Annotated in this window: 17 protein-coding genes and 1 riboswitch; of the genes, 4 read left to right on the forward strand and 13 right to left on the reverse strand. The window is 71.9% G+C overall.

Annotation, left to right across the window (positions count from 1 at the left end):
* Window positions 1-82, reverse strand: a riboswitch (ZMP/ZTP riboswitch).
* Window positions 83-260: 178 nt separating this feature from the next.
* Window positions 261-1,337 carry an SRPBCC domain-containing protein gene (locus AB0I41_RS20920; RefSeq protein ID WP_357109925.1) on the forward strand — a complete coding sequence of 359 codons (1,077 nt, stop codon included), beginning with the start codon at window positions 261-263 and terminating at the stop codon, window positions 1,335-1,337.
* A 190-nt stretch (window positions 1,338-1,527) separates the two neighbouring features.
* On the opposite strand, the gene AB0I41_RS20925 is transcribed toward AB0I41_RS20920, so the two are convergent.
* The 4 genes from AB0I41_RS20925 to AB0I41_RS20940 all read right to left on the reverse strand — a co-directional run bounded on the left by AB0I41_RS20925 (window position 1,528) and on the right by AB0I41_RS20940 (window position 5,455).
* On the reverse strand, window positions 1,528-2,358 hold the full coding sequence (locus AB0I41_RS20925; protein ID WP_357109928.1) for a DMT family transporter: 831 nt from the start codon (window positions 2,356-2,358) through the stop codon (window positions 1,528-1,530).
* Window positions 2,359-2,369: 11 nt separating this feature from the next.
* Window positions 2,370-3,098, reverse strand: coding sequence for a polysaccharide deacetylase family protein (locus tag AB0I41_RS20930; protein WP_357109931.1), 729 nt, complete (start codon window positions 3,096-3,098; stop codon window positions 2,370-2,372).
* Window positions 3,095-4,255: a glycosyltransferase gene (locus AB0I41_RS20935; RefSeq protein ID WP_357109933.1), complete on the reverse strand. Its 1,161-nt coding sequence runs from the start codon at window positions 4,253-4,255 to the stop codon at window positions 3,095-3,097. Before AB0I41_RS20935 ends, AB0I41_RS20930 begins: the two co-directional genes overlap by 4 nt.
* A gap of 138 nt (window positions 4,256-4,393) precedes the next feature.
* Complete coding sequence (locus AB0I41_RS20940) at window positions 4,394-5,455, reverse strand: FAD-dependent monooxygenase (protein ID WP_357109936.1); 1,062 nt, start codon at window positions 5,453-5,455, stop codon at window positions 4,394-4,396.
* Window positions 5,456-5,509: 54 nt separating this feature from the next.
* Here AB0I41_RS20940 and AB0I41_RS20945 point away from each other — a divergent pair, with 54 nt between their 5' ends.
* Window positions 5,510-6,082, forward strand: coding sequence for a TetR family transcriptional regulator (locus AB0I41_RS20945; RefSeq protein ID WP_357109939.1), 573 nt, complete (start codon window positions 5,510-5,512; stop codon window positions 6,080-6,082).
* Here the strand turns inward: AB0I41_RS20945 and AB0I41_RS20950 are convergent.
* The gene (locus AB0I41_RS20950; RefSeq protein WP_357109942.1) at window positions 6,070-7,074 is read right to left on the reverse strand and encodes a tyrosine-type recombinase/integrase; all 1,005 of its coding nucleotides are present in this window, start codon (window positions 7,072-7,074) and stop codon (window positions 6,070-6,072) included. The two genes, AB0I41_RS20945 and AB0I41_RS20950, sit on opposite strands and share 13 nt — an antisense overlap.
* Window positions 7,075-7,145: 71 nt before the next feature.
* On the opposite strand from AB0I41_RS20950, the gene AB0I41_RS20955 reads away from it, so the two are divergent.
* Entirely contained in the window at window positions 7,146-7,466 is a 321-nt protein-coding gene (locus tag AB0I41_RS20955; protein ID WP_357109944.1) for an MFS transporter, read from the forward strand.
* Complete coding sequence (locus AB0I41_RS20960; RefSeq protein ID WP_357109947.1) at window positions 7,415-8,167, forward strand: MFS transporter; 753 nt, start codon at window positions 7,415-7,417, stop codon at window positions 8,165-8,167. Before AB0I41_RS20955 ends, AB0I41_RS20960 begins: the two co-directional genes overlap by 52 nt.
* 282 nt (window positions 8,168-8,449) lie before the next feature.
* Here the strand turns inward: AB0I41_RS20960 and AB0I41_RS20965 are convergent, their stop codons facing one another.
* From AB0I41_RS20965 to AB0I41_RS21000, 8 genes are all read right to left on the reverse strand, one after another.
* The gene (locus AB0I41_RS20965) at window positions 8,450-9,685 is read right to left on the reverse strand and encodes a hypothetical protein (protein WP_357109950.1); all 1,236 of its coding nucleotides are present in this window, start codon (window positions 9,683-9,685) and stop codon (window positions 8,450-8,452) included.
* A 178-nt stretch (window positions 9,686-9,863) separates the two neighbouring features.
* Window positions 9,864-10,892 (reverse strand): hypothetical protein, encoded by a 1,029-nt coding sequence (locus tag AB0I41_RS20970; protein WP_357109953.1) that lies wholly within the window; start codon window positions 10,890-10,892, stop codon window positions 9,864-9,866.
* Between the two features lie 432 nt (window positions 10,893-11,324).
* Complete coding sequence (locus AB0I41_RS20975; protein WP_357109955.1) at window positions 11,325-13,475, reverse strand: FtsX-like permease family protein; 2,151 nt, start codon at window positions 13,473-13,475, stop codon at window positions 11,325-11,327.
* Window positions 13,472-14,152, reverse strand: a complete 681-nt coding sequence (locus tag AB0I41_RS20980) for an ABC transporter ATP-binding protein (RefSeq protein WP_357109958.1) — start codon at window positions 14,150-14,152, stop codon at window positions 13,472-13,474. Before AB0I41_RS20980 ends, AB0I41_RS20975 begins: the two co-directional genes overlap by 4 nt.
* Window positions 14,149-14,673 (reverse strand): PadR family transcriptional regulator, encoded by a 525-nt coding sequence (locus AB0I41_RS20985; protein WP_357109960.1) that lies wholly within the window; start codon window positions 14,671-14,673, stop codon window positions 14,149-14,151. The genes AB0I41_RS20980 and AB0I41_RS20985 overlap by 4 nt, the downstream gene beginning before the upstream one ends.
* 53 nt (window positions 14,674-14,726) lie before the next feature.
* Window positions 14,727-15,152 carry a tyrosine-type recombinase/integrase gene (locus AB0I41_RS20990; RefSeq protein ID WP_357109963.1) on the reverse strand — a complete coding sequence of 142 codons (426 nt, stop codon included), beginning with the start codon at window positions 15,150-15,152 and terminating at the stop codon, window positions 14,727-14,729.
* Window positions 15,153-15,277: 125 nt separating this feature from the next.
* Complete coding sequence (locus AB0I41_RS20995) at window positions 15,278-16,147, reverse strand: GNAT family N-acetyltransferase (protein ID WP_357109966.1); 870 nt, start codon at window positions 16,145-16,147, stop codon at window positions 15,278-15,280.
* 77 nt (window positions 16,148-16,224) lie between these two features.
* Entirely contained in the window at window positions 16,225-16,530 is a 306-nt protein-coding gene (locus tag AB0I41_RS21000; RefSeq protein ID WP_357109969.1) for a DUF6086 family protein, read from the reverse strand.
* Between the last annotated feature and the right edge of the window lie 98 nt (window positions 16,531-16,628).

The following is a 16,628-nucleotide window of genomic DNA, read 5'->3' on the forward strand; positions in this document are numbered from 1 at the left end:
CGCGGAGGCCCAGGCGGTCGACCCCCACGACGAGCTCCCCGATGGTTGACCCATCCCCGTGCCGCCAGTCGCGTCCACCCCTCAGCCTGCCACACCGCCCGCCCGGACCGCATCCGCCACCGGCCACCACCGGGGCAACCACGCCAGCACCGCGTCGGCCCGCCGCCGGTCCGCCGCCGACACCCACCCGCATCCGACGATCCTGTCAGGACCCCACCCGGCCCTCACCGGCCACCCGCACCAACCCGTACAGTCTCGCCGTGAACGAGATCGGCGCCCAGATCGACCTGTCGCACCCCAGCGACCGGGTCTGGCAGGCATTGACCAACCCGCAGCTGCTCACCCGCTGGTTCACCGAGACCGAGGTGGTCACGGAGGCACCGCGCCGGCTGCTGCTGCACACCGCGGGACTGCCCGGTTTCCACGCCGCCGTCGACGCCGAGGTGACCGAGCGACGGGCACCGGAGCTGCTCGTGCTGCACTGCCAGGAAGGCGACCGGCGTACCCGGCTGACCTGCGCCGTCACCCCAACCCCAGAGGGCTGCCGACTGTCGGTGCAGGAAACCATGGAACACGGCGCCTGGCCCGCCGAGGACCGCGACAGCCGCGAGCGGTACTACCAGCAGACCCTGACCGGGCGACTGCCCGCCATCCTCGACTGGCTGGCCTTCCAGCAGGTCGACCTGCGCCGCGGCGAGGGCCGGCCGACCACCGAGCTGCCCGTCATCGGGGCAGCACCCGCACCGACCGACCGCAGGCGCCGGCCGGTGCTCGTCGCGGCGCTGGCCGGCGCCGTGCTCGCCACCGGCGCGGTGGTGTGGGCGCTGCTGCCCGACGCCCCCGACCCCGCCGCCGGGCCGGACCCGCTGCCGCCACCCCCCACCGCCGCGACCACCGGCAGCCCCGCGCTCCGAGCGACCCCCAGCACCCGCCCCACGCCCACCGCCGCATCCAGCGCCGCGCGTCCCAGCCGGACCCCCACCGCCGCCCCCTCCCGCACGCCCACCTCCGTCGCCCCGGCCACCACTGCCATGACCGCCCGCTACCAGACCACCGCGACCCGGCTCTTCGGCTACACCGGTCAGGTGGTGCTCGACAACCCGGCCGGCCCGGCGGCGAAGGACTGGACCCTCGTCGTCACCCTGGCCGAGCGCGGCACCCTCACCAGCGCCAACGGGGCGGACTGGCGGCAGGACGGACAGACCGTCACCTTCACCGGGTCACCCGTACCGGCCGGACGGTCGCAGACCATCACCTTCGACGTCCGCGACACCGACCCGCGCACCAAGGCACCCGAGAGCTGCACGATCGGCGACGACCCGTGCGCCGGCCTGTGACCCGGCGGCGCCCCGCCCGGGCCGGGGGACCGAACGACAGCGCCGCCCCGCTCGGCCGGGCGGGGCGAACACCAACCCGGTCGAGGCCGACGCCCCGGGGGAGCGGCGGCACTGATCCCGCACCTCGGCCCACCCACGCCGGAACCAACCCGGCAGCCGTCCCGACCGACGCACCAGCGATGGACGACGTCTAGGAGCGGACCCGGGAGGCGCCGCCCGCGAGCCAGACACCAATCGTGATCGCGCCGACGGAGACCACGAGGAGGGGAATCCGGAAGGCGCCCAGCGAGAGGGTCTCCCGGAACGCGGTCGCCCCGACGAGCACGCCGGTCACCGGCTCGGTCAGCGTCAACGCGGTCAACGGGGCCGCGATCCGTCCGCTCTGGAAGGCACTCTGGTTCACCTGCACCCCGAGCACGGCCACCAGCGCCAGCGCCGCGACACGCGGGTCGAGGACCAGGGCCGACAGGTCGCCACTGAACCGCGTCGCCACCGCTTTGAGCAGGGCCGCGGCGACTCCGTAGAGGACTCCGGCCGCGACGCCGAGCAGCGCGCCACGCGCCGCAGCGCGGGTGCGCCGAGCACCGAGCAGACAGCCGGCGACCGCCGTGCCGGCCCCGGCCGCGACCCAGCACCACGCACTCCGGGTGGGATCCCCGACACCGGCCCGGGGGTCGGCCGTGACCAGGAAGGCGACCAGACCCACCGTGCCGAGCACCGCGGCGGCGAGGTCCCGTCGCGGCACCGGCCGCCGGCTCCACGCCGCCTCCATCACCACGGCCATGAACAGCCCGCCGGCCAGCAGCGGCTGCACCAGCGACAGCGGCCCGTAGCGCAGGGCCAGCGTCTGAGACGCCACCGCCACGACGTCCGGGACCCAGCCGAACTGCCACAGCCGGGTCCGCACGAGCCGCAGCAGCAGGCGCAGGTCCAGCGCCCGACGCGGCTGCTGCCGCTTCGCCGCCCGCTGGTGCATCGTCGTGGACAGCGCGAAGGAGAACGCCGCGACGAGTGCGGCCACCACGGCGAGGATCACCGCGGCCCGCGCACATGCTCGCCCAGCGGCTCCACCGCCCAACCCCGTCGACAACACTCGTCGAGCAGCCCGGGCAGCGCGGCGAGACCGGCCCGCCAGGCGCCGGGAGCAGCCGTACGCGAAGAATCGTGCAGCAGGACCGTCCCGCCGCCGAAGAGCCCCCCGCCCACGGTGGCCAGCACCGAATCCGGGGTGGCCGAGCCGGTCCAGTCCCGGCCCCAGCACGTCCACAGCACCGGCCGCAGCGCCAGCCGCCGAGCGGCCAGCAGGGCCGCACCCGTCAACACCCCGTACGGCGGGCGGAAGAACCGCGGCGCACGGCCGGTCACGGCGGTGATCAACGCCCGCCCGGCGGCCAGGTCCCGCCAGGTGTCCGCCGGACCCCGCAGCATCAGGTTGCGGTGCTCCCAGCCGTGCAACGCGACCTCATGGCCCTCGGCGACGATCCGCCGGCCGAGTGCGGGCGAGCGGAGCAGCATCGACCCGAGCAGGAAAAACGTGGCCCGCACCCCACGGTCGGCCAGCACGTCCAGGAACTGCGGGGTGGAATCCGGATCCGGGCCGTCGTCGAAGGTCAACGCCACCCGGTCCCGCGGACCCACCCCGTCGAGCCTGGCGAGCAAGCGCCCCCGCAGCGCCGGCAGCGCGGCAACCGCCGGGGCCAGCTGCAACGCGGCCAGCGCCCCCGCCCCGACCGCGAGCCGTTTCGCCGGCCCACCCGTCACCGGCCACCACCGGACGACTGGAGCAGCGCCGCGACCACCCCCACCGCGTCGCCGAGGGCATCCGTCACGGAACGGCCCCGGCGCCGGTCGTACGCGCCCGCGCCGCCGGACCCCGCGGCCGCCTCGGCGACGAGACCGGCCGGGTCGACCTGCGAGCGCGAGTCGGCGACGAAACGGCTCCGCCCCGCAGTCACCTCGACCAGGGCCGGTCGCAGGTACTCCGCGGAATCCACCCACCGGGTCAGACCCGCCCGGTGGAGGATCGAGGCGTTCGCCCGCCCATGTCCCGGAATCGGGCGGTAGGTCAAGACGGGCACCCCGGACGCGAGGGCCTCCTGACAGGTCAGACCGCCCGCGTTCTCCACCACCACGTCCACCGCACGCATCAGCGCCGGCATGTCGTCGACCCAGCCCAACACATGCTCCCCACGGCGCCGCAGCCGCTGGTACAACGCCTCGTTACGGCCGCACACCACCACCGGCCGCACCCAGCCGGTGGCACCGACCTCCGCCACCGTGGTCTCCACCTCACCGGCACCCCAGGCGCCGGCCACGATCAGCGCCAACCGACCCCGCTCGGGCAGGCCGAACCGCCGCCGGACCTGCCCCCGGTCGACCCCGACAGGACCGGCGAAAGCGGCCGACACCAGCGGCTGCACCACCGTGATGTCGACCCCGTTGGCGGTGCCGGCCGGCTGCACCTCGGCGTGCCGCACCGCGCAGTAGACGTCCACCCCGGGACTGAGCCACGTCGGATGGACCACGAAATCCGTGACGTACGTGATGACCGGGACGACCAGCCGCCCCTGACGACGCAACGGCCCGAGGAGCTGATTGGCGAACGGATAGGTCGTCACCACCGCCCGGGTGTCCGGCGGAATCACCCGGCCCATCCGATTGCGCAGCGGACGCAGCAGGGCACGGATCACCCAGACCGACCACCGGGACCGGCTGGTGAGCGTGAACAGCACGTCGTAGCCCCACGGCAGCCAGCGCAGGATGCCCCGGTACGCCTCCCGGAACGCCCAACGCGCCGGCCGGGGCAGCACGTCCAGCAGGTTCATCCGGTCCACCCTGAACCCGCGCTCCCGCAGCCGGTACGCCAGCTCGGCCGCGGCCGTGTCATGACCGGCGCCGACGTTCGCGGAGACGACCACGATTCGACCTCGGCACTCCATGGGGGCGCGCATACCCCTCATCGGCAGATCCATCCCCGGCGACCGCCTCAGGGCGGGGCGGGACGGCGTCGCGGGTAGCCGAAGAAACCCCAGCGCGGCGCCGGCTGCCTGCGCCGCTCAGCCCGGCGGGCCGAACGCCAGCGCCGCCCGCACCGCCAGGTCCCGCGCCCCGGTGAACCGTCGTACCCGCGACAGCCGGCTGGCCCGCGCCGCCATCGCCGCCATCCGCTGCGTCGGCCAGCGCCGCTGCCCGTCGTAGCGGGCCAGCGCCGCGGGCACGTCGCGCTCCCGCGTCAGCGCGTCCACCAGCGCGACCGCGTCGATCAACGCCTGGCACGCCCCCTGACCCAGGTCCGGGGTCATCGCGTGCGCCGCGTCCCCGAGCAGCACGGTCCGACCGTCCACATACGACGGCAGCGGCGTCAGCAGGTGCATGTCGTGGTGCAGCACCCCGGCCGGGTCGACCCGGTCCAGCAACGTCGGGATGGGATCGTGCCAGTCGCCGAACAGGCGCCGCAACGCCACCACGTCGCCCTCCGGCGGCCGGTACCCCTCGGCGGCGGCGACGGCCGCGTACCAGTTCGTCACCCCGGCCGCCTGCGGGGTCAGGCCGAACTTTCGGCCCCGGCCCCACGTCTCGCCGCCCGCCGGCACGTCCAGAGCCACCGTGCCCCGCCACGCCGTCATCCCGGAGTACCGCAGCGGGTACCGGTCACCGAACATCGCCGCCCGCGTCGCGCTGCGGATGCCGTCCGCACCGACCACCACGTCGTGCCTGGCGGCCAGGGCCACCGGATCGGCGACCGGGGACCCGAACCGGACCACGCCCGGCGGCAGCGCCCCGGCCAGCACGCCGAGCAGCGCCGGCCGGGACAGCAGGTGCACCCCCTCGCCGTGCTTGCGGCGGATCCGCGCCACGTCCAGAGTGGCGATCACCGACCCGTCCGGCCGGCGCATCGCCCCGTCGGACTGGAGGCGGCCACACTCGCGCGCCCGGGTCCCCACCCCGAGCCGGTCCAGCGCCCGCAACGCGGACGGCCAGATTCCCAGGCCGGTGCCGACAGTGGGCAGCCCGGCCGAGCGCTCGAACACCGTGACCCGCCACCCGGCCCGGTGCAGACCACCCGCCACGGCCAGCCCGCCGATGCCGCCCCCGACGACGGCCACTGAACCCTTCATCACCCGACCGTACTACACATGTAGTTGAAAAAACTACTGCTGTAGTGTCAGCCCATGGTCGACCGCGAACGACAGATCCTCGACGCCGCCATCACCGTCCTCGGCACCCGCGGCATCCGCCACCTCACCCACCGCGCCGTCGACGAGGCCGCCGGCCTGCCCACCGGCTCCACCTCCAACCGCTTCCGCACCCGCGACGCCCTGCTCACCGGCGTCCTCACCCGCATCCTCGACACCGAAACCGCCGGCTGGAACCGCCTCACCGGCAGCCTCGCGCACCTCACCGCCGACACCTTCACCAGCGCGCTCGGGGCCCTCGTCCACCACCTCACCCACGACGGCCGGGTGCTCACCCTCGCCCGACTCGCCATCTTCGGCGAGGCCGCCCACCAACCCGCACTCCAACACCAGATCGCCCGCAGCCAACAGCAACTCACCGCCTGGGCCGCACCCCTCATGGCCGCCCTCGGCGCCCGCCACCCCGTACCCGCCCTGCGCCTGCTGCTCGCCGTCGTCGACGGCCTGCTCAACAACCAGCTCGCCAACCCCGACCCGGCCTTCGACCCCACCACCGCGATCGCCACCGTGTTCCCGGCCATCCTCGCCGGCCCACCTCAACCCGCCTGAACCCCCGCAACCAACCCCGCCAACGCCCGGTTGGTGCGGTTCGCCCGCACCGCCGCCCGCTGCTGCCCCGCCGTCACCTCGATGTACGTCTGCGACGACGCCAACGACGCGTGCCCCAGCAACCGCATGATCTCCGCCGCGCTCGCCCCGTCCTCGGCCAACCGGGTCGCGAACGTGTGCCGCAACGCGTGCAACCGCGCTCCGCGCGGCACCCGGTCACCGATGCCCGCCCGCCGGTAGCAGGAATCCACCAGGTACTGCAGCCCACCCCGACGCAGCGGCTCACCCCGCCGGTCCACCAGCAACGGCGAATCCGGCCGTACGCTGCGCGGCCCGAACCGCCGCGCCCGGCTGTCCAGGTAGGCCACCAACACCCGGTCCAGCTCCGGCTCCACCGGCACCACCCGCGGCCGACCACCCTTGCCCGCCACGTCCACCCGCCGCTCACCGGCCCGCCCGCTCAACGACGACACCCGCAGCGCCAACAGCTCCGACAGGCGCAGCCCCGCGCAGAGCGCCAGGGCCAGCACCGCCACGTCCCGCTCCGGCCACGGGTCACGCTGCCGCCCGTCCTCCCGCGCCACCGAGGCGAGCAGCTCCTCGGGGGTGTCCTCACCCCGCAGCGGCTTGGGCTGGGGAAGCGGCGCGCGGGGACGGCCCACCGCCGGCATCGGGTTGCCCGCCACCACCCCCTCCGCGACCAGGAACGTGAAAAAGCTGTTCCAGGCCGACCAGGCCCGGTGCACCGACGATGCCGCCCGGGGAGCGGCATACCGGGCGAACGCCGCCCGCATGACCCGGGGGGAGAGGGCCGAGATCGTCACCTGGTCGAGGGGGAGGGGAGTGGCCGGGTCGTCGCCGACCAGCGCGGCCACCGCCCGCAGGTCGCGCCGGTACGCCTCGAGGGTGTGGGGGGAGGGCTTGCGGGTGGCCCGGGCGGTCAGGAACTCCTCGACGAGATGACCTACCGATTCGTCCTGTTTATCATGCATAAGGCATATTATGCAGCTTTTTCGGGTTCCGAGCCACCCCGCCGAACGCGGGGGAGCGTAGCGTCCGTCCCATGGGGACCCTGCTGCGCGACAACCGCGACTTCCGCCGGCTCTGGTCCGCCACGACACTGAACGCCCTCGGCACCTGGCTGCTCGTCATGGCCGTGCCGCTGCACGTGTTCACCCTGACCGGATCCGCCATGTCCGCCGGGGTGGCCCTCGCCATCGAGGCGCTCCCGGCCGTCCTCGTCGCCCCCTGGGCGGGGGTCGTCATCGACCGCTGGTCCCGCCGACAGGTTCTGATCTGGTCCAACCTGGCCGGCGCCGCCGGGTCGCCCTCATGTTGCCCGCCACCAGCACCGACCGGCTCGGCTTCGGCTACCTCGGACTGATCGTGCAGAGCGTCGCCGTCTGCTTCCTGCAACCCGCCGTCCGCGCGGTGACACCCACGATCGTCGACCAGGCCGACCTGCCCGCCGCCAACTCGCTCACCGCGTTCAGCACCGCCGTGCTGCGGATGGCCGGCCCACTCGCCGGCACGTTCCTCGTCGCCCGTGGCTGGTTCGCCGCCGCCGTCGCGGTCGACCTGGTCGCGTACCTCGGCGCCGCGCTGGCCACCGCCGGCGTCGCCGTGGCCCGGCAGGAGAGGTCCGCCGGCCGCGCCGCCCGCGCGATCGGCGAGCTGCGCGAGGGGCTGGGCCGGATCGCGCGTACGCCGGTGCTGCGCGGCCTGCTGGTGACGAGCTGGCTGTACTGGACGGCGAACGCCGCGCTGACCGTGCTGCTCATCCCGTACGCCACCGAACGGCTCGACGCCTCCGGCGCGGTCGTCGGCTGGTTGGTCGCCGGACTCGGCGTCGGCCACCTGGTCGGCTCCCTGCTCAGCCGCACCCTGGTCGCCCGATACCCGACGCGCACGGTGCTGGCCGGCGCGTACGCCGGGGTGGGGGCCGCATTCCTGGTGATGTTCTCGACGACCTCGGTGCCGGTGGCGCTGGCCGCGGTCCTGGCGGTGGTGCTGTTACCGGCCCGGGACATGCCGGCGGTCGTCTCGGCACCCCTGCCGGAGGGGATCCCGATCCGATCTACTTGACATAATGTGCATTATCGAACTTCCGCCGACTTTCAAGTGGAGGGTTGAGTTGAGCCACTCGCGTCCACCCATCGGCTGCTCGGGATCTTGTCTCCTGCTGCGCTCCGTAACGGACACGGTCGTTCCACTCGTTTGGTGCCCCATTGCCAGGCACGGGTGCCGATCCCCCACGTTGACGGCGCTGCATGAGATTGCAGACTGGACTGCCCGGGTCTCATCGTTGATCGGCACCCTTTGATGGTGTGCGGGCGGCGTGAGTCGCCGCCCGCACACCAGGTTGTGTCAGGTGCCGGCAACCACGACGACGGCGCCGGTCGCCGCCTCGATGCGGTGGATCGGGTCGAACTCGGCGTAACTGCTGCGGTCGGAACAGGTGATGCTGCCCTCGGCGACGAGGTCGTTGGTCGCCGTGGTGGCGGTGTTCCACCTCGTGACCGGCCCACCCGAGTCACCGCCGAGCACGGGGCCGTCCTCCGGGTGCCCGGTGACGGTGTCGACCTCGACCACCGGGGAGCCGGTGCACCCGGTGTTGCCGGTGTCGGTGACCCTGCCGTACACCAGGCCGCCGTTGGAGCCGGACATGTAGACGGCGGATCCGATGGCGGGCCATCCGGTCAGCTTGGCCGTGACCGGGTTGGCGGTCGACGTGTCGCGCGAGCCGAACCAGGAGTACCGGCTGAAGTAGGCGCCGTTCTCGCCTGCGAGCATGGAGACGTCGGTGCCCAGGCTCCGGTAGTTCGAGCTGACGCGGAGGTTCCAGCCGCCGTTGTGCCAGAAGTAGGTGCCGTTGGGGGCGCAGTGCCCTGCGGTCGTCACCCAGTTGCTGTTCGTTCCCCCGCGAGTCATCCGGAAACCGGTCGTGCAATACGCGTCCACGGTACGCGGGTTGTCTCCCGCGGCGGTGACGTTGTAGTCGAACAGTGCCAGCCCGCCGTAGTACGGGATGGAGTCGACCCGGCGGCTGGCGGGCGTCATCCCGGCCTTCGAGATCGACACCTGGGGCGTCACGCCGGTGGCCTTGACCGCGGCGGCGACGAGCGCGTCCGCGTCGCCGGAAGCGTGGATGACGATCTGTGCTGCCAGGCGGTCCAGCTTGACCCGGTGAATGCTGGCGGCGTGGGCGCCGGCCCAGGCGCGGCTGCTCTCCAGCTGCTCGGTTGCGGCTTCCAGTCGCTTCATCGGTACCGCGGTGGTCTCGAACCGGACCGGGACCTCTCCCGCCTGGCGCGAGCGCAGGCCCACTGCGGACCTCAGCCGGTCGCCCTCGGCGTTCCGCACCTGGCGGACGACCAGCTGACCGGTCGCCTCGTCGAAGTAGGTGCCGCCCGCGCCGTCGGGGTGCGCGGCGGCGACGGCTTCCAGCCGGTGGAATTGCGCGGTCATCGCCTCGACGTCGACGCCCGCGGCGAAGCCGGGTTGCGTCGCTGGCTTCGCCACGGGCTCCTTCGCCTGGGCGGTGGACGTGGTGGCCGCGATCGTGGTGAGTACGCAGCAGATGAACACCATGCGTCTACGCACGGAGCCTCCTCAATGGACCAGTGCCCCCAATGGTTCGACGATCGTATATGCGTGAGCGTCACTTCGTTGTCCCGTTGTGGAGGGTCGGCCGGCGGCGTCCACACCTGCCCTTACACGGAACGGGTCCAGGGCCCGCACGCGAGGGCTCCTGAACCCGGGTCCGGCGATGTTGCGCTCGTCAGAAGATGTTCATGGCGATGCCGTTCGTGAGCGATGTGGTGGTCTGCACTCCGTCGATCTTGATCGGGTTGCCGGAGACGTGCTGGACGAAGATCCGCATGATGAAGGTGCGGGTGCCGCAGGTCGGGTCGATCGGGATATCGGACAGGGCGAAGTTGGCGACGTAGTGGTGCGCGTCGTCGCGGATCGTCTTGCGGGACGTTGTCGTACTCGTCGTACGGCAGGTGTGCGCCGTCGTGTCGAGCTGGATCATCTCGAAGCGCACATCCACCACGGCGTTCGTGCCGCGCGGCTTCTCGTAGGCGTCGATGCTGCTGCTGCACGACGCGGTACCCGTGTAGCAGGTGGTGAGCTCGAGGTTGGCCAGCGCCTGCACGCTGGTGGCGTTGCTGGCGGCGTTCCACTTGTACACGGGCGTGCCGTCGTTGTAGAACACCCAGGCCGTGGAGGTGCCCGCGCCGATGTAGGTGCAGGTGCTGGACGTACCGGTGCTGTTGCAGGTGGGGTTCTGCCACCAGCGTGCGCCCACCTGGTTGGTGTCGCTGACCTCGAGCCAGGTGTTGGTGGCGACGGCGGTCAGGTGGTAGTCGGTGAGCGAACTGGAGGCCGTGTACGCGTAGAGGCCGCAGGTGTAGGTGCCGGCCGACGGCGCGGTGAACAGCAGGTCGGCGTAGATCGGCAGATGCCCGGGGCTGGCGTAGTACGTGGTGTCCGAGCCCTCGTGGTTGCGGGACGACGTCGAGGTGGTGCCGACGACGGCGCCGGTCGAGTCGACGCACTTGAGCGTGTTGTTCATCGCCACGATCTGGGTCACGCTGCTCGTCGCCTCAAGACGGCCCCGTACATGCCGGGACTCACCGGAGGCCAGCGTGACCGTCCTGCTCAGGATGCGCTCCTCGGCCCTCGGGTAGAAGTTGTTCGCGCTGGTCAGCGTCACTCTCGTCACCGGCCCCGCATCCGCCTGCGCGGCCTGCGCGGAGCCGGCGATGAACAGCACCGCCATGAGCATGCTGAGTACTTTCCGCACGTATCGGCTCCTTCAGAGTGGAGAAGGGCGCCCGGCAGGCGCCGCATCGACCGAACCCCCGGCCATGACCCGATCGGACCGCAGTTCGAGGCGAGTCGATGCTAGCGCCGACGCTGCTGACCCGGGGGGCTACGGCCGCTGCGGTCGAGGGACGTGCAGCGCGGGGCGAAGCCGGTGTGCGTCGGTGAGCTCGCGACCGTCAGAACGTCACCACATCATCAGACCTCGGGGCGGGGGTCCGTCCAGTCTCGAAGGTGCAGCGTCAACCAACACCCGCCGCGCCTGGCGAAAGCAGGCCCTGCCGGGGCAACCGTTCACCCTCCCGCCGCACCCGGCCGCATCCACGCTGGTCTCCGGCCGAGTGCTCGGCCAGCCAGTCGCACGGCTGGCCGAGCACTCGGCCGGGACGACCGACATCACGAGCAACGAGAGCTATTCGCTCCGTGCGGTCTCCGGGCCGGTGATGCGCTCCAGCAACGGCAGGGTGGAGGCGATGATGCCGAGGCAGGCCGCCAGCCCGACGACGACGATCGCGTAGAACCCCACGCCCGGCGCGGTGAGCGTGTAGTCCATCTGCGCCTTGAGGAACAGTTGTGCGGCGAGGAAGCCCATCCCGATCGCGACCACGGCGACGGCGAGCATCGGTACGGCGCTCTCGAGCGCGACCACGCGGCGCAGGACCCGCACCGGCGCGCCACTGAGCCGGAGCAGGCTGAACGGGCGCTTACGCTCGCTGAGACCGCCGACGACGCTGACCGCGAGACTGCAGCCGGCGAGTGCGAGGCTGGCGATGATGATGACGTTGGCCAGTTGCTTCCAGCCCTGCAGCGTGTCGGCGAAGTCCGACTCGAAATCGCCGGGAACGTTCGGGGCCACCGAGAAGGTCGGGTAGGCCGACTCGAGGACGGTGCGCGAGCGCTCCAGCGCGGCGGCCGAACTGTCCGTGCCGACGACGATCGACGCCACCGGCAACCGCTGGAGGTCGCCAAGTGAGGCCGATGCGGCGGGCCAGACCCTCGTGGACGACGCCGATCCGCGGGCGGGGATGAAGTCCATCGGCACCTCGGCGACGGTGGCGCCGTCGGCGCACCGGCCGTACGCCTCCGGGATGTCGGTGCACGCGATCACCCCGGGACTGGTCCTGGCCGGGTTCTCATGGACCACGGTCGCGGTCTGCACGCCGGGGATCGAGCGCAGGTCGGCCAGCACCGTGTCGGGCACCGACGGCGGGTTCTCGGCGAAGACGGTGGACAGGGTGCCGGCGTCGGTCGAGCCGATCGGCGCCGGGCCGCGGTTGGCGACGATGGTGGTGATCACGCCGACGGCCACGCTCGTGACGAAGAGCGCGAGCATGATGCCGCTGATCGCCCGGAAGCCGGCGTTCGGGCTGTCGGCGAGGCGCCGGGCGGCGATGAGCGTAGCGGGTCGACTGGCGTGCCGGGCCATGATCCGGGCGCCGACCATCGTCAGCCAGGGGCCGGCGAGGACCAGGCCGGCCATGATGAGCAGGAGCCCGGGCAGGAACGCCGCAGTCTGGCCGTCGGACGTTTCGGGCCGGTGGCCGATGGCGAATGCCAGCGCACCGACGCCGAGCACGAGCGGGATCAGCCGGTACGCGCGCGGGGGGCGTGGGGTGACCTGCCGGGTAACGCCGAGCGGGGAGATCCGGACACGGCGCAGCGAGACCTGCGCCGCTACCGCAGCGCCGGCCGGGACGCCGAGCGCGACGAGCAGGATGTCCAGCACGCCCAGCGACATGTCGCTGGTGAAGAACCGCATCCCGGTGAACGGGATGTTCGCGAGCGAGCCGCGGAACGCGAGGAACAGGATGAAGCCGAGGGCGGTACCGGCGACGGCGGCGGCGGTCGCCTCGACCGCTGCGACCACCGAGATCTGCCGTGGCGTCGCGCCGACCAGGCGCATCGCGGCGAACCGCTGCTCCCGGCGGGCGGCGCTGAGCCGGGTGGCGGTGCCGATGAAGATCAGCACCGGAAACAGCAGTCCGCCGGCTATCACGCCCAGGATGAGGTTCACCACGGTCTCGGGAAGCGCGGGAGTGTTGTCGCCGACGCTGGTTAGCTGCTTGGCGAGGGGTAGCTTGGCGACCTCGTCGGGGGTGCCGCCGACGATAACGAGCAGGGTGTCCGGCGAGGCCAGCGCCGCCGGGCCGATCGTGCCGAGGTCGCGTCCGGGGTAGCGGTCGCCGAGCTGGTCGGCCGGGTTGGCGGCCAGCAGTTTCTGCAATGACGGGGAGGCGTAGTACTCCCCCGGCCCCGGCGTCGTCGGAATGCCGATCGGGGTGGGCGCGTTCGGTCCGGTCGCGGCGACGTCGATGCGCAGGATCTGCTTGCCGTGGAAGTAGTCCTGCCGCGTCGACCACCACAGGGGATCCGCGTCGCCGCCCGTCGACGCCGTGGGATACAGCGACGCGTACCGCGTGAGCTGCGCGTTGACGGCGTTGACCCCGGCGAGGGTGGCGAGCAGCAGACCGGCGCCCACCGCTACGGCGGCGGCGATGATGACGAGGCGGGTGAGCGCCTCCCGGCCGCTGGCCACGGCGAGGCGTAGCCCGAAGCCGATCATGACGCGATCCGGTCCGGCGCGTTCACGCGCCCGTCGCGGACGATGACCTCGCGGTCGGCGTACGCGGCGACCCGTGGCTCGTGGGTGACCAGGATGACCGTGGTGCCCTGCTCGCGGGCCGCGGCGACCAGCAGGTCCATGACCTGCTCGCCGGTGAGTGAGTCGAGCGCACCGGTCGGCTCGTCGGCGAAGAGGACCTCCGGCTCGGCGACCAGGCCGCGGGCGATGGCGACGCGCTGCGCCTGTCCCCCGGACAGTTCCCCCGACCGGCGCTGTTCCATGCCGTCCAGGCCGAGGCGTTCGAACCAGGCGTACGCCTTGCGCAGCGCCTCCGTCCGGCGGACCCCGCTGAGCAGCAGGGGCAGGGCGACGTTCTCCACCGCGGTTAGTTCGGGGACGAGCTGGCCGAACTGGAATACGAACCCGAAGCGGTCCCGGCGCAGGCTGCTGCGCTCGGTCTCGGTCATGGAGTCGACCCGGGCCCCGTCGAACAGGATCTCGCCGGAGTCGGGAACGAGGATGCCGGCCAGACAGTGCAGCAGCGTCGACTTGCCCGAGCCGCTGGGACCCATGACGGCGAGGATCTCGCCTGAGTCCACGGCGATGCTCGCGCCCCGCAGCGCGGGTGTCTCGCCGAACGAGAACACCACGTTCCGCGCTTCGATCATGATGGTCATGGCCGTACCGTTCTCTTCAGGGCGTCCAGCCGGGCGCCGGTCATCTCGATCCACCGGAGGTCCGCCTCCAGGTGGTACAGGCCGTGGTCGGCGAGCAGCGCGTCGACGAGGCTGCCGCTGCGCTTGATGTCGGTGAGCTCGCGCATCCGGTGCAGGTGTGCGCTGCGCTGGGTGTCGAGGTATTCAGCGGCGGGACGGTCCAGCATCAGCGCGAGCACGACCTTGGCGAAGAGCACGGTCTGCAGGTGCGGCTCCGGCTCGACCGGCTGGGTCAGCCACTGCTCGACCTCGGTCGCGCCCCGATCCGTGATGATGTAGCGCTTCCGGTCGGGTCCGGCGCCGGGGCCGACGTCGCTGATCACCACCTTGCCGTCGCGGGCCAGTCGGCTGAGGGTCGAGTAGACCTGGCCGAACGGCAGCGGCTTGCCACGCCCGAAGTAGGCGTCGTAGTCGCGCTTCAGGTCGTACCCGTGGCTGGACTCCCGTTCGAGGAGGCCGAGAAGGGTGAGTGGAACGCTCATGCCAACAGACTACACTGAGGGTATACCTCGCGTATATACACTCGGGTTCTTCGTCAGTCGAGGCTCCCAGGTGGACGGGCCTCAGAGCGGCATGTTGCGGGAGTGAGGGAGACCTGGGAGTAGATCTCCAAGCTGGTGCGGCTGGCGTGGCCGGAGTAGGGCTGGATGAGGGCGTCGTCGATGCCTTGCTCCTTGAGCCAGGTGAACAGGAAATGCCGCAGCCGGTGGGGTGCCATGTTGTGGGTGAGACCGGCTTTCTCCGCGTACCGGGCGAGCAGGGCGCGGATGCCGCGGGTGGAGTAGGGCTTCTTCCGCGAGGACTCGAACAGGTACGCCGCTCCCTTGGCCTTCTGGGCGTCCATGTGCGGGGCGAGGGCTTCTTTCAAGCGGCGGATCTCCTCCTCGGTCGGCACGTAGAGCAGCTTCTTGGCCTGGGTGGTGACCTCGACGCCGAGTTCGTCGCGCAGATACCGGAACACGTCCTTGAGGTAGGCGTAGCCGGCCGCGCACGTGGGCGTGCTGGAGGCGCTGGCCGCTGATCGACGGCTGCCTCGCCGAGACTGGCCTCGCGATCACTGGCCACCCCGACCCCACACCGAAAGCCTCAGGAAGCGTTGCGGTACAGGTCCCGTCTCTCGGGCAACTGCTCGAGGCCGGCCGACTGGTAGGTGGCGACGGCGCCGACGTTGGAGCTCGGGCAGCACACGACCACGCTGGACGAACCCGACTCCTGGAGTGCGCGCGCCGCGGCGACCGTGATCGCTCGGCCGTAACCGTGACCGCGGTGTGCCCGGTGCACCCCCATCGGCTCGATCAGCCCTAGCTTGCCTTCACCCGCCGACCACACCGTCACGGCCGCCACCGCCTCGCCCTGCTCATCGCGAACGACCAGGCACCGCGCGTCGACATACGGCGCACCTGCCGCCATCGCGTGCCAGCGCTCGTCGGTGAACGTCGACCCGTCGAACGACGCCCGCAGGACCGCGGCCCACTCGTGCGCCTGTTCCGGCCCGATTACCTCGACACGAACGCCGGGATCCGGCACAGGCGCGCCGAGGTCACGCCGAAGTAGTGTCCACGGCTCGCCACTCTCCCAGCCGTCCTTGAACAACAGGTCCTGGACCAGCGCACCCATCGGCGCCTCGACGTACACCTTGCCCTCGAACAGCACACCACGCTCAGGCGCCGACACGTCCTTGACCACCTGCTGCGCCAACTCCTCGTCCCGCAACGCCTCCGGCGCGAACGCCAACCGCAGCAACTCCGCACCATCCAGCAGCCCGACCGCCAGAACCTCCCCAGCCCGACTCCAGGTCCGCGTAGCCTCCGCCGTCCGCTCCGCACCGAACCGCCAGAACCACCCCACATCCCCCGGATGCAACTGCACGGGCCCTGCGTCGTACTGCCACTCCCCCAACACCCGCACCACGTCACCGAGCCCGTCGGCCCCCGGCCCACCCATCTCGATCGCCATCCCCCGATCACATAGCACGCCACCGACCCTCCGCACCCGAATTTCCCGCCGGCAGTCAGTAATCGGCGCCGCTGTGATCATGTACGCACCTTGCCACTGACCTGCCCGAACACGCTCGTTCGCGGCTGGTGACACATTTCTTGACGGCACCCCAACGAGCGCAGGATCCGGTGGGTGGACGACCGGTACCGCCCCACCAGCTCGTCGACGTACGCCGACAACATGACCGGGTCGACCTCGTATTCGTCGTCGACCATCGGGCCGATGCCGGTCGACCGGCCGGCGAACGGGACCAGCGCCTCGGCGGTGGTCACGAAGAGTTCGGCGACGCCGTTGGACGGGTTCCACAGGACCCGCTCGCCGACCTGGAAGTATCTGCTCATTCCCTCATGATCACGGCCGGGGCCACCCAGAGGATGCACCGGTACGGTCTGCGTATGAACGACCGTTGGCCGGGACGCCGAGGAACTGCGTGCCGGGT

The organism is Micromonospora sp. NPDC050200 (assembly GCF_040656135.1).
GTDB lineage: Bacteria > Actinomycetota > Actinomycetes > Mycobacteriales > Micromonosporaceae > Micromonospora.